The 23,928-nt window shown below is 65.6% G+C and carries 19 protein-coding genes, 1 tRNA gene and 1 pseudogene; 8 read left to right on the top strand and 13 right to left on the bottom strand.

The genetic code is table 11. The features are described from left to right. Nucleotides 1-14: 14 nt before the first annotated feature. The 3 genes from CMV14_RS15410 to CMV14_RS15400 are packed head-to-tail and all read left to right on the top strand — an operon-like array spanning nt 15 to nt 1,487. Complete coding sequence (locus CMV14_RS15410; protein WP_066969415.1) at nt 15-263, top strand: ribbon-helix-helix domain-containing protein; 249 nt, start codon at nt 15-17, stop codon at nt 261-263. A gap of 22 nt (nt 264-285) precedes the next feature. After that, nucleotides 286-462 (top strand): hypothetical protein, encoded by a 177-nt coding sequence (locus tag CMV14_RS26820; protein ID WP_096367757.1) that lies wholly within the window; start codon nt 286-288, stop codon nt 460-462. Further along, nucleotides 459-1,487 carry an ATP-dependent DNA ligase gene (locus tag CMV14_RS15400; RefSeq protein WP_238147054.1) on the top strand — a complete coding sequence of 343 codons (1,029 nt, stop codon included), beginning with the start codon at nt 459-461 and terminating at the stop codon, nt 1,485-1,487. Before CMV14_RS26820 ends, CMV14_RS15400 begins: the two co-directional genes overlap by 4 nt. On the opposite strand, the gene CMV14_RS15395 is transcribed toward CMV14_RS15400, so the two are convergent. From CMV14_RS15395 to CMV14_RS15385, 3 genes are all read right to left on the bottom strand, one after another. Next, entirely contained in the window at nt 1,484-2,455 is a 972-nt protein-coding gene (locus CMV14_RS15395) for a ferredoxin reductase domain-containing protein (RefSeq protein WP_066969413.1), read from the bottom strand. The genes CMV14_RS15400 and CMV14_RS15395 overlap by 4 nt on opposite strands. 310 nt (nt 2,456-2,765) lie before the next feature. After that, a complete protein-coding gene (locus tag CMV14_RS15390) occupies nt 2,766-7,427 on the bottom strand; it encodes an NAD-glutamate dehydrogenase (protein WP_066969411.1) in 4,662 nt (1,553 codons plus the stop codon). 226 nt (nt 7,428-7,653) lie between these two features. Then, nucleotides 7,654-8,886: a PAS domain-containing protein gene (locus tag CMV14_RS15385; protein WP_066969409.1), complete on the bottom strand. Its 1,233-nt coding sequence runs from the start codon at nt 8,884-8,886 to the stop codon at nt 7,654-7,656. A 183-nt stretch (nt 8,887-9,069) separates the two neighbouring features. Here CMV14_RS15385 and CMV14_RS15380 point away from each other — a divergent pair. Continuing rightward, nucleotides 9,070-9,145 (top strand) — tRNA-Thr (locus CMV14_RS15380). A 373-nt stretch (nt 9,146-9,518) separates the two neighbouring features. Here CMV14_RS15380 and CMV14_RS27175 read toward each other — a convergent pair. The 8 genes and pseudogenes from CMV14_RS27175 to CMV14_RS15350 form a co-directional block, all read right to left on the bottom strand. Continuing rightward, a pseudogene (locus CMV14_RS27175) lies at nt 9,519-9,638 on the bottom strand (IS110 family transposase); the annotation flags it as partial. Between the two features lie 329 nt (nt 9,639-9,967). After that, nucleotides 9,968-11,143 carry a hypothetical protein gene (locus CMV14_RS26495; protein WP_139114795.1) on the bottom strand — a complete coding sequence of 392 codons (1,176 nt, stop codon included), beginning with the start codon at nt 11,141-11,143 and terminating at the stop codon, nt 9,968-9,970. A gap of 191 nt (nt 11,144-11,334) precedes the next feature. Next, complete coding sequence (locus tag CMV14_RS15375; protein WP_066969407.1) at nt 11,335-12,486, bottom strand: UvrD-helicase domain-containing protein; 1,152 nt, start codon at nt 12,484-12,486, stop codon at nt 11,335-11,337. Nucleotide 12,487: 1 nt separating this feature from the next. Continuing rightward, nucleotides 12,488-12,913, bottom strand: a complete 426-nt coding sequence (locus tag CMV14_RS26490; RefSeq protein ID WP_139114794.1) for a hypothetical protein — start codon at nt 12,911-12,913, stop codon at nt 12,488-12,490. A gap of 29 nt (nt 12,914-12,942) precedes the next feature. Further along, nucleotides 12,943-13,923: an IS481 family transposase gene (locus CMV14_RS15365; protein WP_066970399.1), complete on the bottom strand. Its 981-nt coding sequence runs from the start codon at nt 13,921-13,923 to the stop codon at nt 12,943-12,945. Between the two features lie 48 nt (nt 13,924-13,971). Continuing rightward, nucleotides 13,972-14,931, bottom strand: a complete 960-nt coding sequence (locus CMV14_RS15360; protein WP_096367756.1) for a protein kinase domain-containing protein — start codon at nt 14,929-14,931, stop codon at nt 13,972-13,974. 382 nt (nt 14,932-15,313) lie between these two features. Continuing rightward, complete coding sequence (locus CMV14_RS15355) at nt 15,314-15,556, bottom strand: DUF2061 domain-containing protein (protein ID WP_066963166.1); 243 nt, start codon at nt 15,554-15,556, stop codon at nt 15,314-15,316. A gap of 354 nt (nt 15,557-15,910) precedes the next feature. After that, nucleotides 15,911-17,281 carry a methyl-accepting chemotaxis protein gene (locus CMV14_RS15350; RefSeq protein ID WP_066963124.1) on the bottom strand — a complete coding sequence of 457 codons (1,371 nt, stop codon included), beginning with the start codon at nt 17,279-17,281 and terminating at the stop codon, nt 15,911-15,913. Nucleotides 17,282-17,416: 135 nt separating this feature from the next. Between CMV14_RS15350 and ypfJ the strand changes: the two genes are divergently transcribed. Genes ypfJ through CMV14_RS15335 form a run of 3 tightly spaced genes read left to right on the top strand, consistent with a single transcriptional unit; the run spans nt 17,417 to nt 19,931 of the window. Further along, nucleotides 17,417-18,289 carry a KPN_02809 family neutral zinc metallopeptidase gene (ypfJ, locus tag CMV14_RS15345; protein ID WP_066963121.1) on the top strand — a complete coding sequence of 291 codons (873 nt, stop codon included), beginning with the start codon at nt 17,417-17,419 and terminating at the stop codon, nt 18,287-18,289. Nucleotides 18,290-18,309: 20 nt separating this feature from the next. Next, nucleotides 18,310-19,050, top strand: a complete 741-nt coding sequence (locus CMV14_RS15340) for a histidine phosphatase family protein (protein WP_238147053.1) — start codon at nt 18,310-18,312, stop codon at nt 19,048-19,050. Between the two features lie 8 nt (nt 19,051-19,058). Then, nucleotides 19,059-19,931 (top strand): NAD(P)H-hydrate dehydratase, encoded by an 873-nt coding sequence (locus CMV14_RS15335; protein WP_238147052.1) that lies wholly within the window; start codon nt 19,059-19,061, stop codon nt 19,929-19,931. A gap of 53 nt (nt 19,932-19,984) precedes the next feature. Here the strand turns inward: CMV14_RS15335 and CMV14_RS15330 are convergent, their stop codons facing one another. Beyond that, nucleotides 19,985-20,554 (bottom strand): nitroreductase family protein, encoded by a 570-nt coding sequence (locus CMV14_RS15330; RefSeq protein ID WP_066963113.1) that lies wholly within the window; start codon nt 20,552-20,554, stop codon nt 19,985-19,987. A gap of 167 nt (nt 20,555-20,721) precedes the next feature. Between CMV14_RS15330 and CMV14_RS15325 the strand changes: the two genes are divergently transcribed. Continuing rightward, entirely contained in the window at nt 20,722-21,942 is a 1,221-nt protein-coding gene (locus CMV14_RS15325; protein ID WP_066963110.1) for an ammonium transporter, read from the top strand. A gap of 98 nt (nt 21,943-22,040) precedes the next feature. Here the strand turns inward: CMV14_RS15325 and CMV14_RS15320 are convergent, their stop codons facing one another. Continuing rightward, complete coding sequence (locus CMV14_RS15320) at nt 22,041-23,915, bottom strand: DUF885 domain-containing protein (RefSeq protein ID WP_066963107.1); 1,875 nt, start codon at nt 23,913-23,915, stop codon at nt 22,041-22,043. Nucleotides 23,916-23,928 lie beyond the last annotated feature (13 nt).

Below are 23,928 nucleotides of genomic sequence, written 5' to 3'. Positions count from 1 at the left end.
GGGAAGGCGTCGCCATGGCGGGCCCGGTCAAGCGTTCGGTGAACATCGCCGGGCACGCCACCTCGATCACCCTCGAGCCGATCTTCTGGGAGGCGCTCGTCCGTGCGGCGGGGGAGGAGGGCGTCCCCCTCAACGCCCTGGTCGCGCGGATCGATGCCGAGCGGGTGGAGGCGGATGACCTGCCCAATCTCGCCAGCGCGATCCGGGTGTGGCTATTCCGGCGCGCGACGGGACGGGAAACCAGCGAATCTCTCGATCGTTAAAGCTCTCCCAAGGAGAGTGACGATGTCCAAGCGCGAACTGATCGATACCGGTACCGACAAGCGCTATATGCGCCGCGACGAGAGGGGCCGCTTCAAGGAATCGGATGATGTCGGCCGGTCGCTGGCCGCCGATCGCCGCACCCAGGCCAAGACCGGCGCCAAGCCGGGGCAGGGCGATCGCGGCGACCGCAAGAAGTGAGTGCGCCCGGCGGCGCGGGCCCGGTGCTCGCGCCGATGGAGGCGCGGCTAGCCGGGGATCTGCCGGTCGGGCCCGGCTGGCAATATGAACCCAAATGGGACGGCTTCCGCGCCATCGCCCGACGCGCGGATGGCGGGCCGGTTTCGCTGACCTCCAAATCGGGCAAGCCGCTTGCCCGCTATTTTCCCGATGTCATTGCCACGCTCGAAGCGCTGGACGAACCTGACTTCGCGCTGGACGGCGAGTTGGTCATCCCGATCGGCGATCATTTGTCCTTCGGCGCGCTGCAGGCCCGGCTTCACCCGGCGGCCAGCCGTGTCGCGAGGCTGGTGCGGGAAGCCCCCGCCCAATATGTGCTGTTCGACTGGCCGTTCGGGACGGACCAGCCGCTGTCCCGGCGGCGAAAGCTGCTGGAGGATTTCCATCGCCGCACCGGATCGGACATGTTGATCCTGTCCCCTGCCACCGATGACGTCGAGCAGGCTCACGCCTGGCTGCGCCGCAGCGGTGGCGCGCTCGACGGGGTTGTCGCCAAGCGCCTCGACGAACCCTATCGGGCCGGCGAGCGGGCGATGGTCAAGGTCAAGCAGTTGCGCACCGCCGATTGTGTCGTGGGCGGCTATCGCGAAACGGCGAAGGGCGAGGTGGGCTCGCTGCTGCTCGGCCTCTATAACCATGAAGGCCGGCTCGACCATGTCGGCTTCACCTCGGCGTTCAAGGCGGCCGAGCGGCGCGCGCTCGGCCCGATGCTGCGGCCGCATTGCGGCGGGCCCGGGTTCACCGGCGACAAGCCCGGTGGACCGAGCCGCTGGAACGGGGGTGAGGAGAAGCCCTGGATAGCGCTGAGACCCGAACTGGTTGTCGAGGTGATCTACGACCAGATCACCGATGGTCGCTTCCGCCACGGCACCCGCTTCCACCGCTGGCGGCCCGACAAGGCGCCCGGCCAGTGCGACCGCAGCCAGCTTGTTCGCGAATTGCGGCCCAGCCAATTTGCGGAAATCCTGGGCGAAGCCTCAATTTAATATATCGAACGCCGGTACAGGCCCGCCTCGGCCATCGCCGTCAACGCTTCCGGGCCTAGCAATCGGCTGAACGCCGCGTGGACGTCATTGCCCATCCGCTCGCTTCCGCAGACATAGATCGCCGCGCCCGCCAGCGCCCAATCGAGCAGGGGGGCCTGGGAGTCGTTGATCTGGTCGACCACCAGCCGCTGTGCCTCGCCCTCGCGCGGGAAGACGAGATCGCAGCGTTCGAGATGGCCACTAGACACCCAGTCGGTCACTTCGGCGGCGAACATGCGATCGTCAGCGCTGTTCCGATCGCCGAAGATCAGCCAGTTGCGGGTGCCCTGGGGCCGCGCCTTGATATGCGCGACGAGCCCGGCGATGCCGATCGCATTGCCGATGAGGATCAGCGGAACCTCATCGGGCGGCGGCAGGAAGGCGGGGTCGTCGCGCAGGGCGATGGCCACCTGCTGGCCGACCTCGATGCCCTGGCAGAGCCAGCGCGAGCGATGCTGTTCGCCCACGCCATGTCCCACCGCGAGCCGGACGACGAGGTCGAGCAGCCCTTCGGTCGGCAGCGATCCGATCATATATTCGCCGGCGGGTGCATGGGCGGTGCCGCCGGGGGCCAGCACGTCGGCTGCCGGCCCGCAATAGACATGGGCAACCGCGCCTGGCCGCCACACCGGGATTTCGCCTTCGGGCGTGAAGCAGAGCCGATATAGCGGGCCGCCGGCCGAATCCGGATTCGCCAATATCCGCTCGATCAGCCGCCAGGCGCCATAAGGCGGTCGTTCCGCCTGGGGCGGCGGAACGGGGGCGATCGCGACTGGTGCGACCGGCGGGGGGACATGGCGTCGGGGCCGGGGATCGGGGGCTTCGAGCCCCTCGCCGCGCACGCGGCGCGCCAGGATGAAGGCGAGCAGGATGAACAGCAGAACGGCGATGCCCGCCGGCAGCAGCAGCAGATAATTGAAATCGCTCACCGCGTAACCCGGCTGGTCATCGGTGCCGGGGCAGGAACCCCGGAACGGCGGACGAGTGCTGGGGGACTGGCTCGCCGAAAAGTTGATCGCATCAGCCGCTGCCTCCCGTCAGCTGGCAGGAGGCTGGCCGCGCCCGGGTCGGTGATACCCGGAAAGCCGACATCAACTGCCATCGCCCCCACGCCCGGATGATAGGCGGGCAAGGCGGCGGCTGACAATGATCTTGAGCACAAGACCCGAGAAGTTTTGTCCAATTTCGTGGAGGTTGGCGTTCGACGGCGCTTCGAGGGTCTCTCGTCAGCGCATCTCGTCAGCGCATCAGCAGCGTCCGCGCCTGGGCCGCGACCTGGGCGAGCATCGCGGCGGTCGGGGCGGAGGCGGATCGCGCGCGGGCGACGGTCTGGCGGAACTGCTCGACCCTCGCCTGGTGCGCGCCGAGCCAGTCGGACACCGCCTTGGCCGGCCCCTTGCCGCCATGCCGCGCGAGAAAATCCAGCCGGATCTGGCCGAACTCGCGCGTGAGGCCGGCGATCAGCAGCCTTTCCCAGGCGTCGGCGGAGCGGAAGCGCCCCGCGGCCGCCTTGGCCCAGTCGAGCCCCAGCGCCTCACCCAGCACCACATAGGCGCGGGTGACGTCCACCTCGTCGGCTGATAGCTCGCTGGCCAGCGCCGCGGTGCCGATCGCACCGTCTAGCTCGGCGATCCGGATCACGCCGTCGACCAGCGCGGGATCGACGCCCTCGCCGCCGATCCGGTGGCGAAGCTGTTCGGACAGCTGGCGCGCCTCAGCCTTCATCAACTCGTCGCGGGCCTTGTCCAGCCGCGTGAGGCCCGGGCGCAGCATCTCCACCATCGTGCCGATGTCGGTGTCGGGGGCACTGCTGCGCAGCAGATCGGCGACATGCGGGCGCGCGATCTCGGCGAGCGCGGCGAGCAGCGTGAGCCGGGCCTGCTCGGGCATTGCCGCCGTCTCGATCCGCGCGAACAGGGGTTCCAGGCCGAACAGGGCATCGATGGTGAAATAGGCGGTCGCCACCTGCGCGAGCGCGCAGCCTTCCTCCTCGGCCATCTCGAACGGCGCCACCAGCCCCAGCCGGTTGATCACCCGGTTCGACATCTTGGTGGCCAATATCTGCGGACGCAGCCGATGGCTGTCGATCGCATCGGTGAAGTCCTTGCGCATGGCGGGCGGGAAGGCGGCGTGCAGGAGCGGCGTCAGCATCGGATCGTCGGCGCGGCCGCTCTCCTCGATCGCGTCCTGCAGTGCCAGCTTGCCGTGCGACAGCGCCACCGCCAGCTCCGGCCGGGTCAGGCCGCGCTGCTCCTGTGCCCGGCGCAGCAGCATCTCGTTCGGCTGGAAGCCGTCCACCGCGCGGTTGATCCGTCCGGCCTGCTCCAGGATCTCGATGACACGCAGCTGCGACGGCAACGCATCGGCCCCGCCGCGCTCGGCGAGCGACAGCGCCAGCGTCTGCAGGCGATTGTCCTCCAGCACGATGTGCGCGACATCGCCGGTCATCCGCACCAGCAGCGCGTTGCGTTTCTCGAATTCGAGGCGCCCTTCCAGCATCTCGCGGTTGAGCGCGATCTTGATGTTGACCTCGTTGTCCGAGCAGTCGACGCCTGCGCTGTTATCGATGAAGTCGGCGTTGATGCGGCCGCCCTTCTCGGCGAAGGCGATGCGCCCGGCCTGGGTCACGCCCAGATTGGCGCCTTCGCCGATCACCCTGGCGCGGACATCCTCGCCATCGACACGGTGCGCCTCATTGGCGCGGTCGCCCACCTCGGCGTTGGTCTCCGATCTTGCCTTCACATAGGTGCCGATGCCGCCGAACCACAGCAGGTCGACCGGGCTCTTCAGGATCGCCGCGATCAGTCCGGACGGGTCGAGCACGTCCTCCTCGATGCCCAGCACCGCCTTCACCTGCGGCGAGATCGGTATCTCCTTCTGGTCGCGCGGGAAGACGCCGCCGCCCTTGGAGATCAGCTTCGCGTCATAATCGGCCCAGCTCGATCGCGGCAGCGCGAACATCCGCGCCCGCTCGGCATGGCTTTTCGCGGCATCGGGATCGGGATCGAGGAAGATGTGGCGATGGTCGAACGCGGCCACCAGCCGGATCGCTTCCGACAACAGCATGCCGTTGCCGAACACGTCGCCCGACATGTCGCCGCAGCCGACGACGCGGACCGGGTCCTTCTGCACGTCGACGCCCATCTCGGCGAAATGGCGCTGGACGGAGACCCAGGCGCCGCGCGCCGTGATGCCCATCGCCTTATGGTCATAGCCATGGCTGCCGCCCGAGGCGAAGGCGTCGGCCAGCCAGAAGCCGCGTTCCACCGCGATCGCATTGGCGACGTCGGAGAAGGTCGCGGTGCCCTTATCGGCGGCGACCACGAAATAGGGATCGTCGGCGTCGCGGATCGCCACCTTCGGCGGATGCACCACCTTGCCCTCAACGATATTGTCGGTGACCGACAGCAGCGCGCGGATGAAGATGCGGTAGCTCTCGGTTCCTTCGGCCAGCCAGGCGTCTCGGTCGGCGGGGGAGGGGAGTTGCTTGGGATAGAAGCCGCCCTTGGCACCGGTCGGCACGATCACGGCATTCTTCACCACCTGCGCCTTCATCAGGCCCAGTTTCTCGGTGCGGAAATCGTCGCGCCGGTCGGACCAGCGCAGGCCGCCGCGCGCGATGGGGCCGCCGCGCAGGTGGATGCCCTCGATGCGTGGGCTGTACACCCATATCTCGCGCCACGGCACCGGCGCCGGCAGGCCCGGCACGCCGCTGGAATCGATCTTGAAGGCGAGCGCTTCCTTCGCGGCGGGCGAGAAGGCATTGGTGCGCAGAGTCGCGCGGACGACGGCGCGGAAGCGGCGCAGCATGCGATCGTCGTCGATCGCGGCGACCTTCTTCAGCCCCGCCTCGATCCGGCCGTTGATCTGCTCGGCCTCGGCTGTGTCGTGCCGGCTTGGATGATGGAGCGCGCGGAAATAGGCGATGATGTCGCGGGCGACGCCGGGCGCCTTCTTGAGCGCCTCGACCGCGGTGCCCAGGCCATAGGCGAAGCCGGTCTGGCGCAGATAGCGGAACCAGGCGCGGAACAGCACCGTCTCTTCCGGCGACAGCGCCACCGCGACGATCAGTTCGTTGAACAGGTCGTTCTCCGCGCGCCCTTCCAGGGTCGCGGCGATCGCCTCCTCGGCGATGCCCGCGCGGCCGAGCAGCGCGGCGGCGGTCGCGCCGCTCGGCAGATCGAGCTGGAACTCGTGGATGAAGCCGATCGCGCCATGATCCAGCGGGGTCGGTATCTCCTCGATAACGCGGAAGCCGAAATTCTCCAGCACCGGCACGGCTTCGGACAAGGAGATCAGCGCGCCGCGCCGGTAGATCTTCAGCCGCAGGCGATGCTCGGGATCGCGCTCGCTGCGATAGAGGCGGCAGCCGCGCGCATGGCCGTCGGCCAGCGCGTTGAGCCGGATGATGTCGATCGCCGCGTCGGCCGGGGTCGAATGGGTGCGATAGGCGGCCGGGAAGGCGGCCGCATAGTCGATCGCCAGCCGCGCGGCGCGGTTCGCCGGCTCCATTTCGGCCAGCTGCGCCTCGACCGCGGGCTCCCAGCCGCGCAGCATCTCGGTCAACCGCTGGTCGAGCGGTTCGCTGTCGGGAACTTCGGTGCCGGGGGCGACGTCGAGCATGTAGCGTATCTGGGCGAGATCGCCCTCGCCAAGCTGGAGCGACCAGTTGGACAGCGTGGCGCCCGATGCCTCGGCCAGCATCTCGCCGATCGCGACGCGGCGCTGGGTGGTCAGCAGTTCGCGCGGCAGCCACACGATCGCGACGAGATGCTCGCCCAGTGTCGCGCGGACCAGCTCCAGGCGCGGGCGCGGGCGATCGACCAGCGACATGGCGGTGAGGGCGACCTGCTCGATCGCCTCGCCCGGCAGCGCCAGCACGAGATCGGGCGGCAGTTCCGACAGGGCATGGTGCAGCGCCTTGCCGGCATGGCCCTTCGGATCGAAGCCCAGCCGCTCCTCCAATGTGGTCAGCCGGGCGCGCAGCACGGGTATGTCCTCGGCCTGGGTGCGCAGCGCCGCGCTGGTCCACAGGCCGGCGTGGATCGAAAGGCCGGCGATCGCCTTGCCCTGGCGGACCGGATTGACGATCAGGTCGAGCGGGGCGCGGCGGTGGACGGTCGATCGGCAATCGGCCTTGAGCAGCAGCGGGGCGCTTCCCCCGCCTTCGAACCAGGCGACTGCGGCCTTCGCCGTCTGTGGGCGCCACAGCTCCGGCTCGCCCACCCGGCAGATGCCGAGGCGATCGCGCGCCTCGCCCTTGACCGGTTCGATCCGGCGGCCGAGCAGGGTTATATTATTGTCGAGCAGCCAGCGCAGCAGCGCCGCGCCCTCGCCATCGGGCAGCAGTTCGGCATCGTCGCGCAACGCCACCTGCATCGCCTGCCAGTCGCGCACCGCGGCGCGGACATCCTCCAGGACGCGATCGATCTCCTGCGCCAGTTCCCGGCGGTTGCGCGAATCGATCCGGTCGGCTTCCAGATAGATCAGCGATTCGCGCCGTTCGCCGGCATTGCCCTGCGGCAGCAAGCCGTTGAGGACGCCATCTTCGTCGCGGCGGACCGCGACGACCGGATGGAGCAGGCGGCGTACCTCGATGCCGTGGGCGGCGATGGCGGCCGAAACCGAATCGACCAGGAAGGGCATGTCGTCGTTGACGACCGCGACCCGCATCAGCCGGCGCCCGCCGATATTGCCGGCGATCGTCTGCACCGCGATGGAGGCATGGCCCGGCCGCCGCCGGCGCGCCGTCTCCGCCACGAAGGCCGCCGCGCGGCCAAGCTGCTCGGCATCGAGCCCGGCCAGTTCGCGCGGCAGGGCGCCGGTCGTCAGCGTCTTCGCGAAGATGTCGGTGAGATTGTTCCTGTCCGATGCCGTGCGCTTCGCCGTCTCGGTATCCATGATGCTCCGCTCCTGGCCCCCGCGCCGTCTTTGTCCGGTTCGCGAAGGGGATGTGCAGCGACGATATGGACCCGCGCAACGACGGCCACAAGCCATGGTCGCATCTGAAACGATCTTCGCAACACATGTGCGGAAAGCATGGGCGCCACGATAGTTTCATGGCGCCGTCCCGCCGGCGACGGGAAATTTTTGCGTATTATGTCGCTGAACTGCAGTGGAAAAGGCGTCAGACCGTGAACCGGCGCAGCGCCTTCTCGACCAGGTCGCGCTCGCCGATCGGGCGGGAGACGATCGCCAGCCGGCCGTCCTCCTCGCGCCGGGCGACGAGCAGGACGATGTCGCCATCGACCTCACCCATGTCGACCAGAGCGCGGGCCGGGGCGCTGCCCAGCATCATCCTGGCGGACTGGACGCGATCGACCTTCAGCGCTGGGCGCCGCTCGCCGCGCTCGGCGGCGACGACGGCCTTGATCCCGCCCGACAGCGTGGCGAGCCAGGGCTCGACCATGCCGGCGGCGAGGCACAGGCGCCGCGCATGGGTCAGCACCGCCGCGAACTCGGTCAGCCGTTTGCGATCATAGTCGGGGCCGAAGACCAGCTTGGCCACCGGCGTCATCGGCGCGCGTGCCTGGGGAACGATGCCGGCCCCGGCGATCAGCGCGGCGAAGCCGTCCTTGTCGCGCTCGGCGGCCAGGGCGACGTCATAGGCGAAGGAGAGCGCGCGATAGAGCGCCTGCCGGCTGCGGCCTTCGCAGGCGCGGGCTTCCTGCGCCACCTCGCGCGCATCCTCCAGCAGCTCCTCGAGGTCCGCGACATGGGCGTGCGGCTCGACGGGCGCCTCGGGGGCCGGCGCCGGTTCGACGACGGGCTGGGCCGGGCCGGAAAAGGCGGTGGTCACGGCCTGGACGATATCGGGGGCCAGCGCCTGCCCGGCCGATTCCTTCCAGTTGATAACGCCATGGACCAGATCGATCGCGCGGCCGTCCGACGAATAGGGCATCAATATGCCGCGATAGAGCATGGGCTGGCCGCGATGGCTGATGAACTCTGCCTCGAAGCCGACCGGCGCGCGATTGTCGAGAATCTCGGCATAATGTTCGGTCAGGCGCGACAGCAGCGCGCGTTCGGGCACGTCGGCGACGGTGGCGATCTCGGTGCCCAGCTCGCCTTCCTCGCGGAGCGCGCGGCCGAGATAGGCGATGCGCGGATTGGCGCGGTCGGCGGTGAAGTCCAGCAGCACCGAATAGGGGCCGAACTCGCCCAGCCGCTCCGAATCGAGATCGTCGATCGACGGATAATCGCGGCCTTCGAGCAGCGACAGCCACAGCTCATAGGCGCGCACATGCATGCGCCGCTCGTCCGTGCCGATCATCGGCGGCAGATCCATGCACGGCTCGTCGTCGACCGGGAAATCCCAGTCCGCGAAGTCCTCTGCCGTGAACGAGCGATAGTCTTCCATCAGCGATCCCCGATACTCTTACCCGGCCGTCCGGTCCGGACCGGCGGCCTATGCATCGCTGGACCATGCCCCAGAGCCGGTTGAGGATCGGTAAAGATCGCGGAAAGAATGGGCGAAGGCGGCGGCGGCGCGAAGGGCGCTTGAAACTGCCGGACACCACTGTTAAGGCCCGCCGACCTTCGGGCCGCTTTAGCTCAGTTGGTAGAGCATCGCATTCGTAATGCGGGGGTCACAGGTTCGAGTCCTGTAAGCGGCACCATTTCCGGCAGCGGTATTAAGAGCGCGCTTCCCGCGAGGGAAGAGGGGCGCTGTCCGGCGAACCGGGGCCCCATTTCTCTGCGCACAGATGCGAACGGTTCGCATTTATCCCGGGTGCATGGGGTTGTGTGTTCGTTTTTTTATTTTTTCAAACGAGCCTTGCCGCGCGTCCGCCAAATGCTCCTGCGGCTGCCAGCCGCGTTGGATGTTTTATGTGTCGGTCATGAGAATGAGCCCTGCCGCGCAATCAGCCACTCGGGCGTTGCCCACTTCGGCAGCCCTGCTCCTACATGTCAAGGACAAAAGGGGAACGTATTTCCTGCGTCGCGGAAGGGGGAGGGACTGGAATTTGGTAAATTGTCGCCGTAACCGTGGCGGCGGATATAAGGCTTTACATAGGAGGACGGCATGAGCTTCACGTCATGGCCTAACGCCATCAGCGCACGGCCCCAGTGATGCGCTGAGCCGCATGCCTCCATGCCAATCCTGCAAGCGGAGAAAGCAATCAAGCAATTCCCTGCGCTTAAGTGAGCGATTCATGATCACCCGGCCATCTGCGTCGATGCAGTGAACCTGGAAGATATGCTTGGCCAGATCGAGGCCGACGACGGTGACACGCGACAGCTCGATGATAGCTTGCTCACGTGGATGGGGCTCCTTGGTGGACCTACGACAGTCACACCGTGGAGAAGATCACCTCGCGACTCAAACCTCCCTCAGAGCGCCGTCCACACCATCACCGTAATCCGATGAACATTGGCGGTTAACTTTCAACTGCTGGGCCGGATTGCGATTAAGCAGATGCAGTTCGACCCGGCAGAGGTCAGCGTGAACGCCTTCGTGATTTCGAGTCGTCGCCGTATAACTCACGTTGCCTCGGCTCAGCTGATCGTTCTAAACGACGCGCAGTTCTGTCAATGACATGCCTTATTTCCCGGAAGCTCTCCGCTATCATCTGATATTCTTCGATCGAACGGGTGTCAGCGTTCGCGAATTCCCGTGGGACGTAGGTCACGATATCAGGCAGAATTTCGATACAAAAAGCGTCGACACTACCTACATTAATCTGTTCGAGGCTACCGGCATCGCGTGACATGGCTCGATATTCAAATAGACCGAGGTCAGCTTTCGGTAGGTTAAACGGGTCGTAAGGACGATCTAAGTCACGAGCAATCCTCCGACCCAGACAGTTTGCTCCCGTGAGCACATTACTTTCTTCGAACAACGCCGCGCAGATTCCGAACCAAATGATTGCGGTCGGAATCCTGTCTGATAGGTCGCGTGCCGATCGTAGCATCTCAAACGATCCATTACCGGCTATTGCGAGCAGTAAGCCTGCAATGAACGTGCTCTCGAATCTGTCTGGAGCACCAGCGCTCACGCTTGACACGAAACGGTTGAATAATTGAATCCGCTCTTCACGTGATGCAGCAAGCATCGCTACAAGATCAATATGATTTGGCAGTTCGTAGTCGAGCTTTCGCAGTAGCTCGCTGTTTACCCCTCGGGTCAACGCGGCTTGGATGAAGCCCGATATCGCCGCTGCCGACCGGTTATCCGATAGACCGAGTTCGCTGCTTTCGTTTCGAACTGTCCTTGCCAGTAGCTGCAAAATTGATGCGATTTCGATCGCAGGGTCGGGCGCGCCAGCATACCTGTCCAACCTAGACCGTAGTGATGCCCATTGTGCTGTGATCCAAGGCAGGAGTGCGGAAGGGTAGCCAGCAACGCTGGCGGCGCCCAGTGCGGCAGACAACGTCGCGTTCGCTGCGGTCAGGCTTGAATTGAAGGCAAAGTCAGGTCGAGACCGTGAAGCAGCATAAGCCTCCGCACGCGCTGCACCCGCCACAAGCCGGGCAAAAGTAGTAACCTTAGTTCGCTCCAGCGGGGATCGTCCGTCAATTGCATCAGTCAACTCGAGTGGAATGACATGATAGAAGGCGGAATAAGGCTTGTAGGTCGCGATATATGTAGAAGTGAAGGCGAAGAATTCGTCCATCTCGTCAAGCGGTATTGCGACGATCGCTTGTGAACCGGCTCTATCTTTACTCGCGTCTAACAAGAGCGTGACCTGCCGCTTTTCAGGAAGGGCACGGCTGTACCGGCGCGATGAACCTGGCTGTGCGACGGAACCACCGCCTGCCCAATCGAGAAACTCATCTCGTGAGAGCACGGCTGAGGACATACGCGTCACAGGAATAACTCTTCGATCGGTGGGGGTGGGGGCTTGGTCGATTGGCACGCGACAAGTCCCTTTTCGAAATAGCCGGAAAGACTGTCCTGATGATAAATCGACAGAGAGGTTTTGGTGCGCGTAACCGCAGTATATGTCAGATTCTTCTGCGTAGGAAAGCGCTTGAGCTTGTCAGCGGCGAGTATATGGACTGCCCGAAACTCTAGGCCTTTTGCTCCCATGGTCGTCGTTAGCACTACAAGCCGGTCAGGTGAGAAAGCAGAGTAAGCGCCTGCTCGCTGCACATGGAGTTCGGCACCGAGCGACGATGCATCCAAAAGGGCTCTAACTTCATCAAGATCCCCAACGCGTGGGCAGAAAACGCCGATCATTTCGCCGGGGTATGCCAGCAGCTGCGTTTGGATACGAGGAATGGCCTGGACGACCTGGTCTCCGAGCGGAATGCCAGCGAAGATATCTACCGTGGATGGGTAGGTGGATTCGTCATAATTGGAGGTAGCTTCGAGCCCGCTGGGGCTATCGATCAGATTCTTAATCCCATCGGCGACCCGACAAATTTTTAAACCGTTTCGATAATGCGAAGTGAGGACGGCGCGTTTCGTGCCAAGCGATTCTAGTCGGTCTAGCGCGCCAGTTTTATCGGAAATGCGCTGATCTTTGTCGCCTACGGCAAAAATGCGATCAGCGAAAAGTCGGATGAGGGCAATCTCGTCGGCAGAATAATCTTGCACCTCGTCCACAAGGATCACGTCATGGACGTTCTCACGGTACCCCTGCTTCGCCAACGTCACGAGCGCATCATATAATCTTGCTCTGGTAGTTTCGAAATCGTCGCTCTCGTCAAAAGCAATCCCATTTGACCGCAGCATGTCCGCGCCCCAGCGCACATAGGTCTGCACCTTGTCACTGGCAAATGGGTAATGTTGCGACCCTGTCGCTAAAAACTCTCGCAAGACCCTGCCGAAGCTCAAGACTACAATATTGGTGACGCCCTGCCGGTGCAGATAGGCAGCGCGAAGAAGTAGGAGATTGGTTTTACCGCAACCAGGAGGGCCAATTACTAAATGATCCTCTGTCTTCGACAGTGTCACAACCTTTCGCTGGTCAGGGTCGAGGTCGCTAGGATCGGTCCACCACGAGGCTTCCATGTTACGCCGCTTCCAGTTCGCTCAGGTTTAGGCCATTGCTATCTGTCTCGGCCATACTCTGAGCTTGATCAAGTGCAATATACATCGCGTTTTCAAGAAGTCCCGATATCGCTGCAGGGATAAAAACTCCCTTGAACGCACCGATTTTTTCGCAATCGAGCGGGCGCTCGCTAATTGCACCGCGCCACGCGCAAACGTGGACAGCTATCGCCTGAGCTGCATCGTCCATGACTTCTATGCCAAGTTCAATTGTCAGGCCCGTAGGTAGGCCTTGCCCTGGTGCACGACGCAGGGCGATCGTTACCGTATTGCAATCAGGAGGGGTGCGCGCGACAGTCAGTGGAGGAAACGCCGTCGTATTGCCGTTTCTTACCCGTCGGGCCTCGACCTTAACGAGGTCAATCACGGCATCGACCAAGTCGGGCACGCCGCTTGCTACAGATGGCGGAACTACGTCTAGATGTGGAGCCTCAACAGGTTATTCATTGGCTGACGTAGTCGGCTGATGGGCGGTTGTGATTGTAAGCTGCCGTGGGGGCGGTGCCAGTTATAATTATGGAGCCATGGACTGAGGGCGCGTTTGCGGTGCTCGGAGGTTGGATAGGCGCGAGCATATGCCCATTCGCGTAAGCTGGTCTGGATGAAGCGTTCGGCCTTGCCGTTAGTCTTGGGCGTGTAGGGTTTGGTGCGGATGTGCTTGAGGCCGAGTGCTTTGCAGGCGTCGCGGAAGGCGAAGCTTTTGTAGCAGGCGCCGTTGTCGGTCATGACGCGCGAGACAGTGATGCCGAGGCTTTGATAATAGGCGATGGCGGCGAAGAGGAAGGCGGTTGCGCTTTCCTTCTTTTCGTCGGGGAGGATCTGGCTGAAGGCGATGCGCGAGGCATCGTCGATGCAGACGTGGACGAACTCCCAGCCCGCGCCGTAGCGCTCGCCAGCACGGCTGCCGCGAGTGCTGCTCTGCTTTGTCCGATTGCCGGTGATGCGATGGCCGACGCGTTCGAAGCGGCCGAGCTTCTTGATGTCGATGTGGATCAGCTCGCCGGGGTGCGCGCGCTCATAGCGACGGATGGGCTCGGGAGGATCGAGATCGCGCATTCGGCTCAAGCGTGCGTTGCGCAGTATCCGGCTGACAGTGGCTGGCGAGAGCTTCAGCGTGGCGGCGATCTGCTTGCCGCAGAGGCGCTGACGGCGCAGGGCGATGACCTGCTCGATGCGGTCGGCGGGCGTGGCGCGGGGCATGGCGTGTGGGCGCGAGCTGCGGTCGACGAGACCGGCTTCGCCTTCGATCCGATAACGTGCCAGCCACTTGGCTACGGTTCGCTCCGAGACGCCCAGGGCGGTCGCGACCGCCCTGGGCGTCTCGCGCAGAACCATCACGCGCCGGACGATCTCGGCTCGACTGAAGGGCGTGGTTCGGGCATTCTTGTGGATGTTCATCCGGTCGTTCCTCCAGACCTGACGTGTCGCAACATCAGTCTGATCCGGTCACGCCGGATGAACAACCTCCTGAAAGCTCACATCTAGAGCCTGGCCGACCACCGACCGGCGCGTCACTCGCTCTCTGGCGGCCAACCCCGCCGTCATTTTGGGCGGCGGGCTAAATGACGCCCAGCTAACCAATTCTAACCTCGTGTGGCAATTCTTGATGAGGGCAGCCTTGCACGCATCGACGAGATACGAAGGTAGCGTCGCGCTCGTGACGGAGGGTAGGTCGTTTTGCACCGCCATGACCAATCTTCCGTATGGATGCACGTAGTCATGGAACAGTGGTTTGCGCATGATGAGATCATGGAGAACGCCGCCTATTTGATAGAGTGAGAGCGCACGCCAGCCTTCCAGAGAGTCTTCCTCGTCGCGAAGCAAAAACTCCGGCGAACTGTATTGCAGCGTTCCCACGAAAGACTGGATGCCATCGCTATCGGTTAAACCCACTTCGCCTACTGGCTTAAGTACACCAAAATCGAGCAAAACCAACCGCGTGAAATTTTCAAGAATGACTATATTGGCGGGCTTGATGTCACGGTGGGCTAATGATAAGGTCTCAAGATATTGGCATACAGACGCCAATTGTTCAATCAGTAATGCTACATTTTCTTCTGGAATTTCTTGGAGACATTTTTCCAAACTTCGACCAGGAAGGTACTGCATTACAATAAAGTGGTTTCCGGTTCCGGAATCAAAGCCGCCATCTAGGATTTCTACCATATTGGGATGGCTTTTGCCGACCAGCGTAAGTTCGCGGTCTATGCGAGCGAGCTGGGTTTTGTCCCCATATCGTTCAATAAGTTCATCATCGAAAATCTTCAGTGCTACAAGCTCATCGCCACGGCGAGCACGGAAGACAACCGCCGATTTTCCAAAATCGATCATCTTCTCGACCGCGCAACCCGCGACGGTCGTCCCCTTGAGATTGCTTTCCCAAAGCGCAGCCTTAATCTTATCCATGTCCGCTCACTGTCAGATAGCATCGCTGGATGCAATAAGTGCACTTCCGGACTCTGTGTAGCTTATGGGGGCCATTAAAGAGTGGCGTAGCTCCGCTTATTCGCGCAGGGGCTGGATTTCAGTATCAAAAGATACTATTATAGCTTGTGCACCTATTCAGAATGGCAGAGTAGGTTTTGATATAGGACACGCCTACCAGTTGCATCGCTTACGTCAGCGTGTTGTCCCGCCGCCAGAGCATCGATGCCAGCCCGTCGAGCTTGGCGGAACCTTCGATGAGGATTCGAAGTCACGGACGTTAGCGGCTTGGTCCCCGCCGCACTCTGTAATGGCGGGCTTCCTGCGGGAAGTGCTGTCGCGTGTTGTCCGCAGGCGACCGTCGTCAGACCGCGGGGCGAGCACCGGTCAGCGGCCCGCGCGTCGCGGCGTGTTGCGGGGCCGCACCATTCAGCTTCAGCTTCCACGCCTTCTCGTGGAAGAAGAAGGCGACGGCGTTGATGCAGGGTTCGATGAGGGCGATGCCGCCCGCCACCTGCACCGATCCGGTCAGCAGATAGGCGACGCTGAACCCCACCGTCAGGTGGATGGTCAGATAGGTGAAGGTCTTGATCAGGTCCGTGGGCATGGATTTGATATTGCAATTCATTCGCAATAAGGCAAATTGATTTTGCCGGTCTCGGTTATCGGTTTCCTCGCTTGATGCTCGCGGTCTGCTTTCGCATGGCTTCGCCGGTCAGGCCCCGGGCGAATAATAGCCCACGCCGATGTAGAGCAGCACGAACAGCAGCAGCGCGACCAATATGAAGAAGACGATATCCTTTTCCCGCGACGACATGCCAACCCCCCATTGACGATGGCGGGACTATCTCACCGGGGATGGATGTCCTGCCTGCCCCATTTGGGTTAGCGCGGGCGGGAATCCGCAAGGATCGTGGGATGCGGCGCCTTGTGCGCGCGCGTCGGCGCCTCAGCCCAATCCTCAGCCGGCCAGCCGCGCGGCGAACTCGTGGGCGGTGTTCTCCAGCCGGCCGAGCTGGCCGTCGACCAGGCCGAAGCCTTCCTCCAGCCGGTCGATGCCGCCCGTGACATTCTCGGTATCCTCGCGGATCGAGGCGATGGTGGTCGACATCGAGTCGGCGGCCATCGCGGTCTCGTCGACGGCGGCGGTGATCATCGTCACGGTGCGCGCCTGGTTGTCCATCGCCTCGCGGATGCGGCCGGCCAGGCTCTCGACCTCGCCCACCGTCGCCCGGATCGAGCCGTTGGCCTCGACCGCCTGATGGGTGGCGCTCTGGATCGAGCTGATCTTCTGGGCGATGTCGTCGGTCGCGCGGGCGGTCTGGCTGGCGAGGTTCTTCACCTCCTGCGCGACCACCGCGAAGCCGCGGCCCGCTTCGCCGGCGCGGGCGGCCTCGATCGTCGCGTTGAGCGCGAGCAGGTTGGTCTGCCCGGCGATGTCGCGGATCAGGCCCAGGATCGATTCGATCGCGCGGGCGTGGTCCGACAGCGCCTCGGAGACCGACAGTGCCCTGGCCGACTGGTCGGCGGCGCGGGTGGCGACGTCGGAGGCGATGTCGACCTCGCGGCGGGCCTCCTCGATCGCACGGATCAGGCCGGCGGCGGTCATCGCCGCATCGCGCATCGCCGTCGCCGATTGCTGGGCGGCGGCCGCGACTTCGGATGTCTTGCCCAGCATGCCCCGTGCCGCGCGCGAGGTGAGGCCGGTCTGCTCGCGCAGCGTGCCGGAGCGTTCGAGCGTCGCGGCCAGGATATCGCTGATGTCGGTGCGGAACATCGAAGCGGCGCCTTCGCGGCGCGCCTTGATCGCCTCGCGGCGGACCGCATTCTCATAGGAAAGGATCAGCTCCAGCTCGATCATCGCCAGCATGTCGACGGTGCGCTGGGCCTGGATGACGAATTCGGGCTCGTCGGAAAAGCGCTCGGCGATGCGGTCGACGAGCAGCCGGGTCTCGCTGGTCAGCCCCTGCACCACGGCCGGCGCCGGCACCTTGAGCCGGAACATGAACACGCCGCCCTGGTTCAGCACGCGCATCCACTGTTGATCGATGGGCTGGGTATAGAGGTGGCGCCGGCGCTCGATCAGCACCTCGATGTCGAACGAGACGCGGCTTGCCGCCCCGGTTTCGACATGCGCCTCGCGCAGGCCCCGCGTCACCGGCTCCCACTGATCGCGCGCCGCGGCCAGGATGAGGTCGGAAGCGCGCTCCCATAAGGCGGCGAGGCGTTCGCGCAGCCCGCCATCGGCGTTGTACACGGCGATGCGATCGGCGAAATCCTGTTCGGTCAGCGCCGTCTCTCCCGCCAAGCTGGGGGCCCCCGCCATGTCCATCACGCCTCTCCCTTCGAACGATGCGCTGTAGGCCGAACATGGTTAACGTTCGGTAAGCCGAGCTGTCGGGGCGCCATGCAGCGGGTTGCGCGCAACCATTACGGCTTCGGAGCATTTCCACCCCAGGAGGCAGGCATGCGGCTCGACGACGAATCCGAAAGCAGCAATTATGAGATTCGGTCGGGCGGAGGCGGCGGCTTCGGGCTGCCGATGGGCCTCCCGCTCGGGCGCGGCGGGCTCGGCTGCGGCTCGATCATCCTGATCATCATCGTCTCGCTGGTGTTCGGGGTGAACCCGCTGTCGCTGGTCGGCGTGGCGACCGATGGCGGGCAGCAGGTCCAGCGCAGCGAACCCGGCTCGGCGCCGGGCGAGAAGACGCCGGTGATGAGCCGATCGCTCAAGGTGCTCGGCTCGACCGAGCGGGTCTGGGGGCGCCTGTTCGAGGAGCAGGGCGGCCGCTACGAGCCCACCACGCTGGTCTTCTATCCGGGCGGCACCCAGTCGGGCTGCGGCGCAGCCAGTTCGTCCGCCGGCCCCTTCTACTGCCCGGCCGACAAGCGCATCTATCTCGATACCAGCTTCTTCGACGAGCTTTCCGGCCGCTTCGGCGCGCCCGGCGACTTCGCCCAGGCCTATGTGATCGCGCATGAGGTGGGCCACCATATCCAGGACCTCGAAGGCACGCTCGGCAAGGTCCACGCCGCGCAGCGCCGCCTGAGCGAGGACGAGGCCAATGCGCTGCAGGTGAAGGTGGAATTGCAGGCCGATTGCTATGCCGGCGTCTGGGCCGCGCAGGACCGGAACCTGCTCGAACCCGGCGATGCCGAAGCGGGCCTGCGCGCCGCCGCGGCGGTGGGCGACGACACGCTCCAGAAGGCCAGCCAGGGCTATGTCGTGCCGGAGGGATTCACCCATGGCAGCGCCGCCGAGCGGCAGAAATGGCTGCAGATCGGGCTTTCGACCGGCGATCCCGCGCGCTGCGACACCTTCGGAAGCGCTGCTCCGTGAGGCAGAGCTGGCCTAGCCGATTGTGGATCATCAGGCACGGCCAGAGCGCGGGCAATGTCGCACGCGATGAAGCCGACCAGGCGGCGCTCGATCGCATCGCGATCAGCGGGCGGGACGTCGATGTGCCGCTCAGCGAGCTTGGCCGGCGCCAGGCCCGGGCGCTGGGACACTGGTTCTCGCAGGGGACGGCGGCGCAGCGGCCCGAGATCATCCTCTCCTCGCCCTATCTCCGTGCGCTGGAGACGGCACGGCTGTTCCGCGACGCGGGCGGGGCCGAGGCGAATGAAGCCATCTGCATGGATGAGCGGCTGCGCGAGAAGGAGTTCGGTGTCCTCGACGGGCTGACCAGCCACGGCATCCGCAACATCTTTCCCGATCAGGCGGGGTTCCGCTCGACGCTCGGCAAATTCTATCACCGCCCGCCCGGTGGCGAGAGCTGGTGCGACGTGATCCTGCGGCTGCGCTCGCTGCTCGACACCATCTCGCTCCACTATTCCGGGCGGCGAGTGATGATCTTCGCGCATCAGGTGGTGGTGCTGTGCCTGCGCTACATCGTCGAGAATATGGACGAGGCGCGCATCCTGGGCATCGATCGCGAGGCCGATGTCGCCAATTGCTCGGTCACCGAATATCATTTCGATCCCTCGGCGGGGCGCGGCGGCAATCTCGTCCTCGCGCGTTACAACGCCACCGCGCCGATGGAGGCCGAGCATGCCCCGGTGACGCGGGCGCCCGATCCGATCGTGGCGGCGCGCGGATGAGCGGCACGATGCCCCTGGACGCGGCCTGGCGCGCCGCGCATCCGCTGCCCGATCATGAATCCCATGCCGACAAGAATATGCGGGGGCGGGTGCTGCTCGTCGGCGGCAGCATGTTCGTGCCGGGCGCACTGGGGCTGACCGGCGAAGCGGTGCTGCGCAGCGGCGCGGGCAAGCTCCAGATCGCCACCGTCGACGCGGCGGCGATGCATCTTGGCGTGCTGGTGCCGGAGGCGGCGATGATCGGCCTTCCCACTGCGGAGGACGGCGAGATCGCGACGGATGCGGCCGCCGCGCTCGCCGATCCGGCCCGCTATTGCCACACGCTGCTGATCGGCCCGGGCATGGTCAGCCAGCCCAGCGCCTGCGCGCTGATCGACGGGCTGCTGCCGCTGCTGGCCGACGATCAGGTCGCGGTGCTCGATGCCGCCGCGATCTGCGCTGCGCGCGCCCATGCCCCGCTGATCGCGGGGCGTGGCGGGCGGGTGATCCTGACCCCGCATCATGGCGAGATGGCCTGCCTGACCGGCGTTTCGGCCGAGGAGATCGGCGCCGATCCGGTCGCCTGCGCCCAGTCGGTCGCCGGCACCTTCAACGCCGTCGTCGTGCTGAAGGCGGGCGAGACGGTGATCGCCGCGCCGGGCGGGGAGACCCTGCTCTACTCCAGCGACTGCGTGGGCCTTGCCACCGGGGGTTCGGGCGACGTGCTCGCCGGGATCATGGCCGGGCTCGCCGCGCAGGGCGCCGATCCGCTGACCGCCGCCGCCTGGGGCGTTTGGCTCCATGGCGAAGCGGGCCGCCGTGCCGCCGGGCGGATCGGCCCGATCGGCTTCCTCGCGCGCGACCTGCCCGGCGAGGTGCCGAGGCTGCTGGCGGAGGGCTGAGCCGAGTCTTGAAACAGGCCGTCGCCCGGCTTCCGCCGAGACGACGCGAGAGATCAGCCTACAAAATTCCCCGCAAACGCCACTTCCGCCAGCGGCTTGCGGTCGCTCGGCGCTTCCTTGTCGCGATAGGCTTCGGGCAGCACCGATGCGTCGGTCTGGCGGCCGACCGCGGCGGCGGCCTCGATGCGGAAGTCGTCGGGTACGCCCAGCTCCGCCTTCGCCGCGTCGAAATCGACCCCTGACATGCCGTGCGCGCGCAGCCCCAGCTTCTCGGCCTGCAGCGCCAGCGACATCCAGGCGGCACCGGTATCGTAGCTGTGGGTGTGCGACGGCTTGCCGCGCGATGTGGCGGCGGAGACGAAGAAGATCAGCAGCGATGCATTCTTCGCCCAGGCCTGGTTGGCGGGGACGAGCAGGGCGAGGAAGCGCTCCCAGTTCGCGTCGCCCGGCTGGGCGTAGAGCAGGCGCCACGGCTGGGCGTTGAACGCCGAAGGCGCCCAGCGCGCGGCCTCGAACAGCGAATCCCGGTCGGCCTCGCCCAGCGCCGAGCCGTCGAAGGCGCGGGGCGACCAGCGATCGACGAACTGGCGGTCGACCTTGGGGTGGGCGGTGCGGTCTGTCATCGGCGTTCTCCTCGGGGGACGATGGGAAATGTCTATCCCGCCCGGGCGAGGCCGACCATCGCAGGAATCGAAACCATGTGTTGCCAGATGCTGGCTGAAAGGGCTTGCACCGCCCGGCGGCAATCGCCAAACGCGCATGCAAAGATTGCAATCACGGGTGGGGGGATATGATGGGCATCAACAGCGGCGATACCGCCTTCATCCTCGTCGCGTCCGCGCTGGTTCTGTTCATGACCCTGCCGGGGCTGGCGCTCTTCTACGGCGGGCTCGTCCGTTCGAAGAATTTCCTGTCGGTGCTGATGCAATGCTTCGCGATCGCGGCGCTGGTTTCGGTGCTGTGGTTCGCGGGCGGCTACAGCCTCGCCTTCGCCGCCGGCACTCCCTGGATCGGCGATCTGTCGATGCTCGGCCTGCATGGGCTGGAGGGCGTCCGCCAGGGCCTCACCATCCCCGAAAATGTTTTCGCCCTCTACCAGATGATGTTCGCGATCATCACGCCGGCGCTGGTCATCGGCGCCTTTCCGGAAAGGGTGCGCTTCGGCTGGGTGATGCTGTTCTCCGCGCTGTGGCTGCTGGTGGTCTATATCCCGGCGGCGCACTGGATCTGGGGCGGCGGCTGGATGGCGACGCGCGGCGTGCTGGATTTCGCGGGCGGCATCGTCGTCCACACCACCGCCGGCATCTCGGCGCTGGTGATCGCGATCATGATCGGCCGACGGCGCGGCTTCCCGCAATCGATGATCCCGCCGCACAGCCCGGCGATGACGATGATCGGCGCGGGCATGCTGTGGGTCGGCTGGTTCGGCTTCAACGGCGGATCCGCGCTCGCCGCCAACGCCGCCGCCGGCAGCGCGCTCACCGCCACCCATCTCGCCGCGTCCGCCGCCGCCCTCGCCTGGGCGTTGCTGGAGCGGATCAAGATCGGCAAGGCGACCTCGGTCGGCCTCGTCACCGGCGCGATCGCGGGTCTCGCCACCGTCACCCCGGCGGCGGGCTATATCTCGCCGCTCGGTGGAATCCTCTGCGGCGTGGTCGGGGCGGGCGTCTGCTTCGCCTCGGTGCTGGCGATCAAGCAGCGCTGGCGGGTCGACGACTCGCTCGACGTGTTCGCGGTCCACGGCATCGGCGGCATGACCGGATCGCTGCTGCTCGCCCCGCTGGCGGCCGCGGCTTTCGGCGGCATCGGCCTGGCCGAGGGGCGGACGATCCTCGATCAGTTCGGCGCGCAGCTGCTGGGTGTGGTGGTGGTGGCGATCTGGTCGGCGGTGGCCAGCTATGGGCTGGCGAAGCTCGCCGGGCTGTTCGTTCCGATGCGCGTCGATGCCGAGGCCGAGCATGACGGCCTCGACCTGTCGAGCCATGGCGAGCGGGCCTACGAGTTCGATTGAGGCCACGGTTCGATTGAGGCTATGATCGTCGCTCCGGCGGAGGCCGGAGCCGCAGGAGGCGCTTGCGGCCCCGGCCTCCGCCGGGGCGACGTCGATTGTCAGCGCTTCTTCGCCGGAATCACGATGCTTTCCAGCAGGTCCATCGGCATCGCGCCATTGCCCAGCACCTTGCCGTGGAACGCCTTGAGGTCGAAGGCCTTGCCCATCCGCATCTTCAGCCGGTCGCGCATCGCCAGCAGGCGGAGCTGGCCGAGCTTGTAGCCGAGCGCCTGGCCGGGCCAGGCCATGTAGCGCTCGATCTCGGCGATGGTCTCGCTCATCGGCGCGCCGCTATTGTCGGCCATATAGGCGATGGCCTGCTCGCGGCTCCATCGGAGCTGGTGGATGCCGGTGTCGACGACCAGGCGGATGCAGCGGAACAGCTCGTCCGCCAGCCGGCCGACGTCCCCGGCAGGGTCCTGCGCATAGACCCCCAGCTCGGCGGCGAAGCGTTCGGCATAGAGCGCCCAGCCCTCCTGATAGGCGTTGAAGCTGGCAATGCGCAGCAGCAGCGGCGCCTGCGGCAGCGAGAGCAGGGTGGCACCTTGGGTGTGATGGCCGGGCACGCCCTCATGGTAGCTCAGCGTCGGCAGGGTGTAGCGGTGGACCGAGGCCATGTCGCGCAGGTTGATCCAGTAGATGCCGGGCCGGGAGCCGTCGAGCGAGGGCCCGTCATAATAGCCGCCCGGCGCCGAATCCTGGGTGGCGGCCGGGACCGCGCGTATTTCCATCCGCTGGTTGGGGATCATCGCGGCGGGCAGGAACTGCGGCTGGCGCGCCTCCATCCCCGCGACCAGCTTGCGCAGATAGGCGAGCACCGCCTCACGCCCCTCGGCGCTGTCGGGGAAGCGCTGCCGGGGATCGGCGGCGAGCGCGTCGAGCTTCTGCCGCAGGCTGCCCCGGCTGAAGCCCAGTTGCCGCAGCCGCGCATGGAGCCGCGACGTGACGGCGCGCACCTGCTCCAGGCCGATCCGGTGGATATGCTCGGGCGGCAGCGGGCTGTCGCCAACCGAGCGGACATTGGCGGCGTAGAGCGCCTCGCCGTCGGGCTGGGCCCAGACGCCCGCTTCGGCGCGGCCTTCGGGCAGCATGTCGCGCACCACCCCGCGCAGCCGGCCGAAGGCGGGGCGGGCCCGCTTCTCCAGCGCGGCGATGGCGCGCTGCTCGGCCGCCGCGCGGGTGCGGCTGTCCAGCCCGGCGATCGACATCCGGTCGCGCAGCGCGACGATCATCGGATGGCGATCGGGCGGCCCGGCCAGGAAATTCTCGATCACCGGCAGCGTCTTTTCGAGCAGCGCGCGCGGCGGGATGCAGCCCAGCCCCCTGTCGGCCTTCAGCTTGGCGATGACCCCGTCAAATCCCCCGGCAAAGCCGTCCAGCTTCTCGATCCACGCATCGACCTCGACCGGCGAGGAGAGCGGCTGCTGCGCGATCATCACATTGGGAGTGTTGACCACCGGGCCGGATATCTGGTTGACCACATAGGGCTCATGCCCGGAAAACCAGAAGGGGTTGGGCCGGCCATAGCCGATCGCGGCGCTGCGCGTCCCGTTCTCGATCACCGCGGCGGCGATCTTCAGGCGGAGCCGGCCGAGCGGATCGCCACTGCAATCGATCCGCTCAATCGCGATGCCGGCCTCGCCCAGGGCGGCGCGCCACGCCTCCTCGCCCTCGGGCGAATAATCGTCCATCCGCCGCGCGAGGGGGCCACCCCCGGCCGATCCCGCGACGCCGCCATAGGTCGCGATCTCTGGCGTATGCTCCATCAGCTTCATCGTCGCGGCATCGACCGGCGTGGTGATGGGGCAGGGGCCCGGGCGCCGGGGATTGGGGGGCGGGCCGGCGAGCAGCGGCAGCGCGGGCGCGATCGTCGCGGCGCCGAGCATCAGCCCGAACCGGCGTCGCGACAGGGCTGATCCGCTCTGCGATTCCATAATCCTAGCGATG

It is taken from the genome of Rhizorhabdus dicambivorans, from assembly GCF_002355275.1.
GTDB classification, from domain to species: domain Bacteria; phylum Pseudomonadota; class Alphaproteobacteria; order Sphingomonadales; family Sphingomonadaceae; genus Rhizorhabdus; species Rhizorhabdus dicambivorans.
This window is presented reverse-complemented; position numbering and strand designations above follow the sequence as displayed.

What these genes read in the sequence shown, in the direction of transcription:
- CMV14_RS15410 (WP_066969415.1), top strand. Translation starts at nt 15, where the DNA reads ATGGCGGGCCCGGTCAAGCGTTCGGTGAACATCGCCGGGCACGCCACC.
- CMV14_RS15320 (WP_066963107.1), bottom strand. Translation starts at nt 23,915, where the DNA reads ATGGAATCGCAGAGCGGATCAGCCCTGTCGCGACGCCGGTTCGGGCTG.
- CMV14_RS15330 (WP_066963113.1), bottom strand. Translation starts at nt 20,554, where the DNA reads ATGACAGACCGCACCGCCCACCCCAAGGTCGACCGCCAGTTCGTCGAT.
- CMV14_RS26495 (WP_139114795.1), bottom strand. Translation starts at nt 11,143, where the DNA reads ATGGACGAATTCTTCGCCTTCACTTCTACATATATCGCGACCTACAAG.
- CMV14_RS26820 (WP_096367757.1), top strand. Translation starts at nt 286, where the DNA reads ATGTCCAAGCGCGAACTGATCGATACCGGTACCGACAAGCGCTATATG.
- CMV14_RS15350 (WP_066963124.1), bottom strand. Translation starts at nt 17,281, where the DNA reads ATGGACATGGCGGGGGCCCCCAGCTTGGCGGGAGAGACGGCGCTGACC.
- CMV14_RS15375 (WP_066969407.1), bottom strand. Translation starts at nt 12,486, where the DNA reads ATGGAAGCCTCGTGGTGGACCGATCCTAGCGACCTCGACCCTGACCAG.
- CMV14_RS15385 (WP_066969409.1), bottom strand. Translation starts at nt 8,886, where the DNA reads ATGGAAGACTATCGCTCGTTCACGGCAGAGGACTTCGCGGACTGGGAT.
- ypfJ (WP_066963121.1), top strand. Translation starts at nt 17,417, where the DNA reads ATGCGGCTCGACGACGAATCCGAAAGCAGCAATTATGAGATTCGGTCG.
- CMV14_RS15325 (WP_066963110.1), top strand. Translation starts at nt 20,722, where the DNA reads ATGATGGGCATCAACAGCGGCGATACCGCCTTCATCCTCGTCGCGTCC.
- CMV14_RS15335 (WP_238147052.1), top strand. Translation starts at nt 19,059, where the DNA reads ATGCCCCTGGACGCGGCCTGGCGCGCCGCGCATCCGCTGCCCGATCAT.
- CMV14_RS15390 (WP_066969411.1), bottom strand. Translation starts at nt 7,427, where the DNA reads ATGGATACCGAGACGGCGAAGCGCACGGCATCGGACAGGAACAATCTC.
- CMV14_RS15355 (WP_066963166.1), bottom strand. Translation starts at nt 15,556, where the DNA reads ATGCCCACGGACCTGATCAAGACCTTCACCTATCTGACCATCCACCTG.
- CMV14_RS15360 (WP_096367756.1), bottom strand. Translation starts at nt 14,931, where the DNA reads ATGGATAAGATTAAGGCTGCGCTTTGGGAAAGCAATCTCAAGGGGACG.
- CMV14_RS15365 (WP_066970399.1), bottom strand. Translation starts at nt 13,923, where the DNA reads ATGAACATCCACAAGAATGCCCGAACCACGCCCTTCAGTCGAGCCGAG.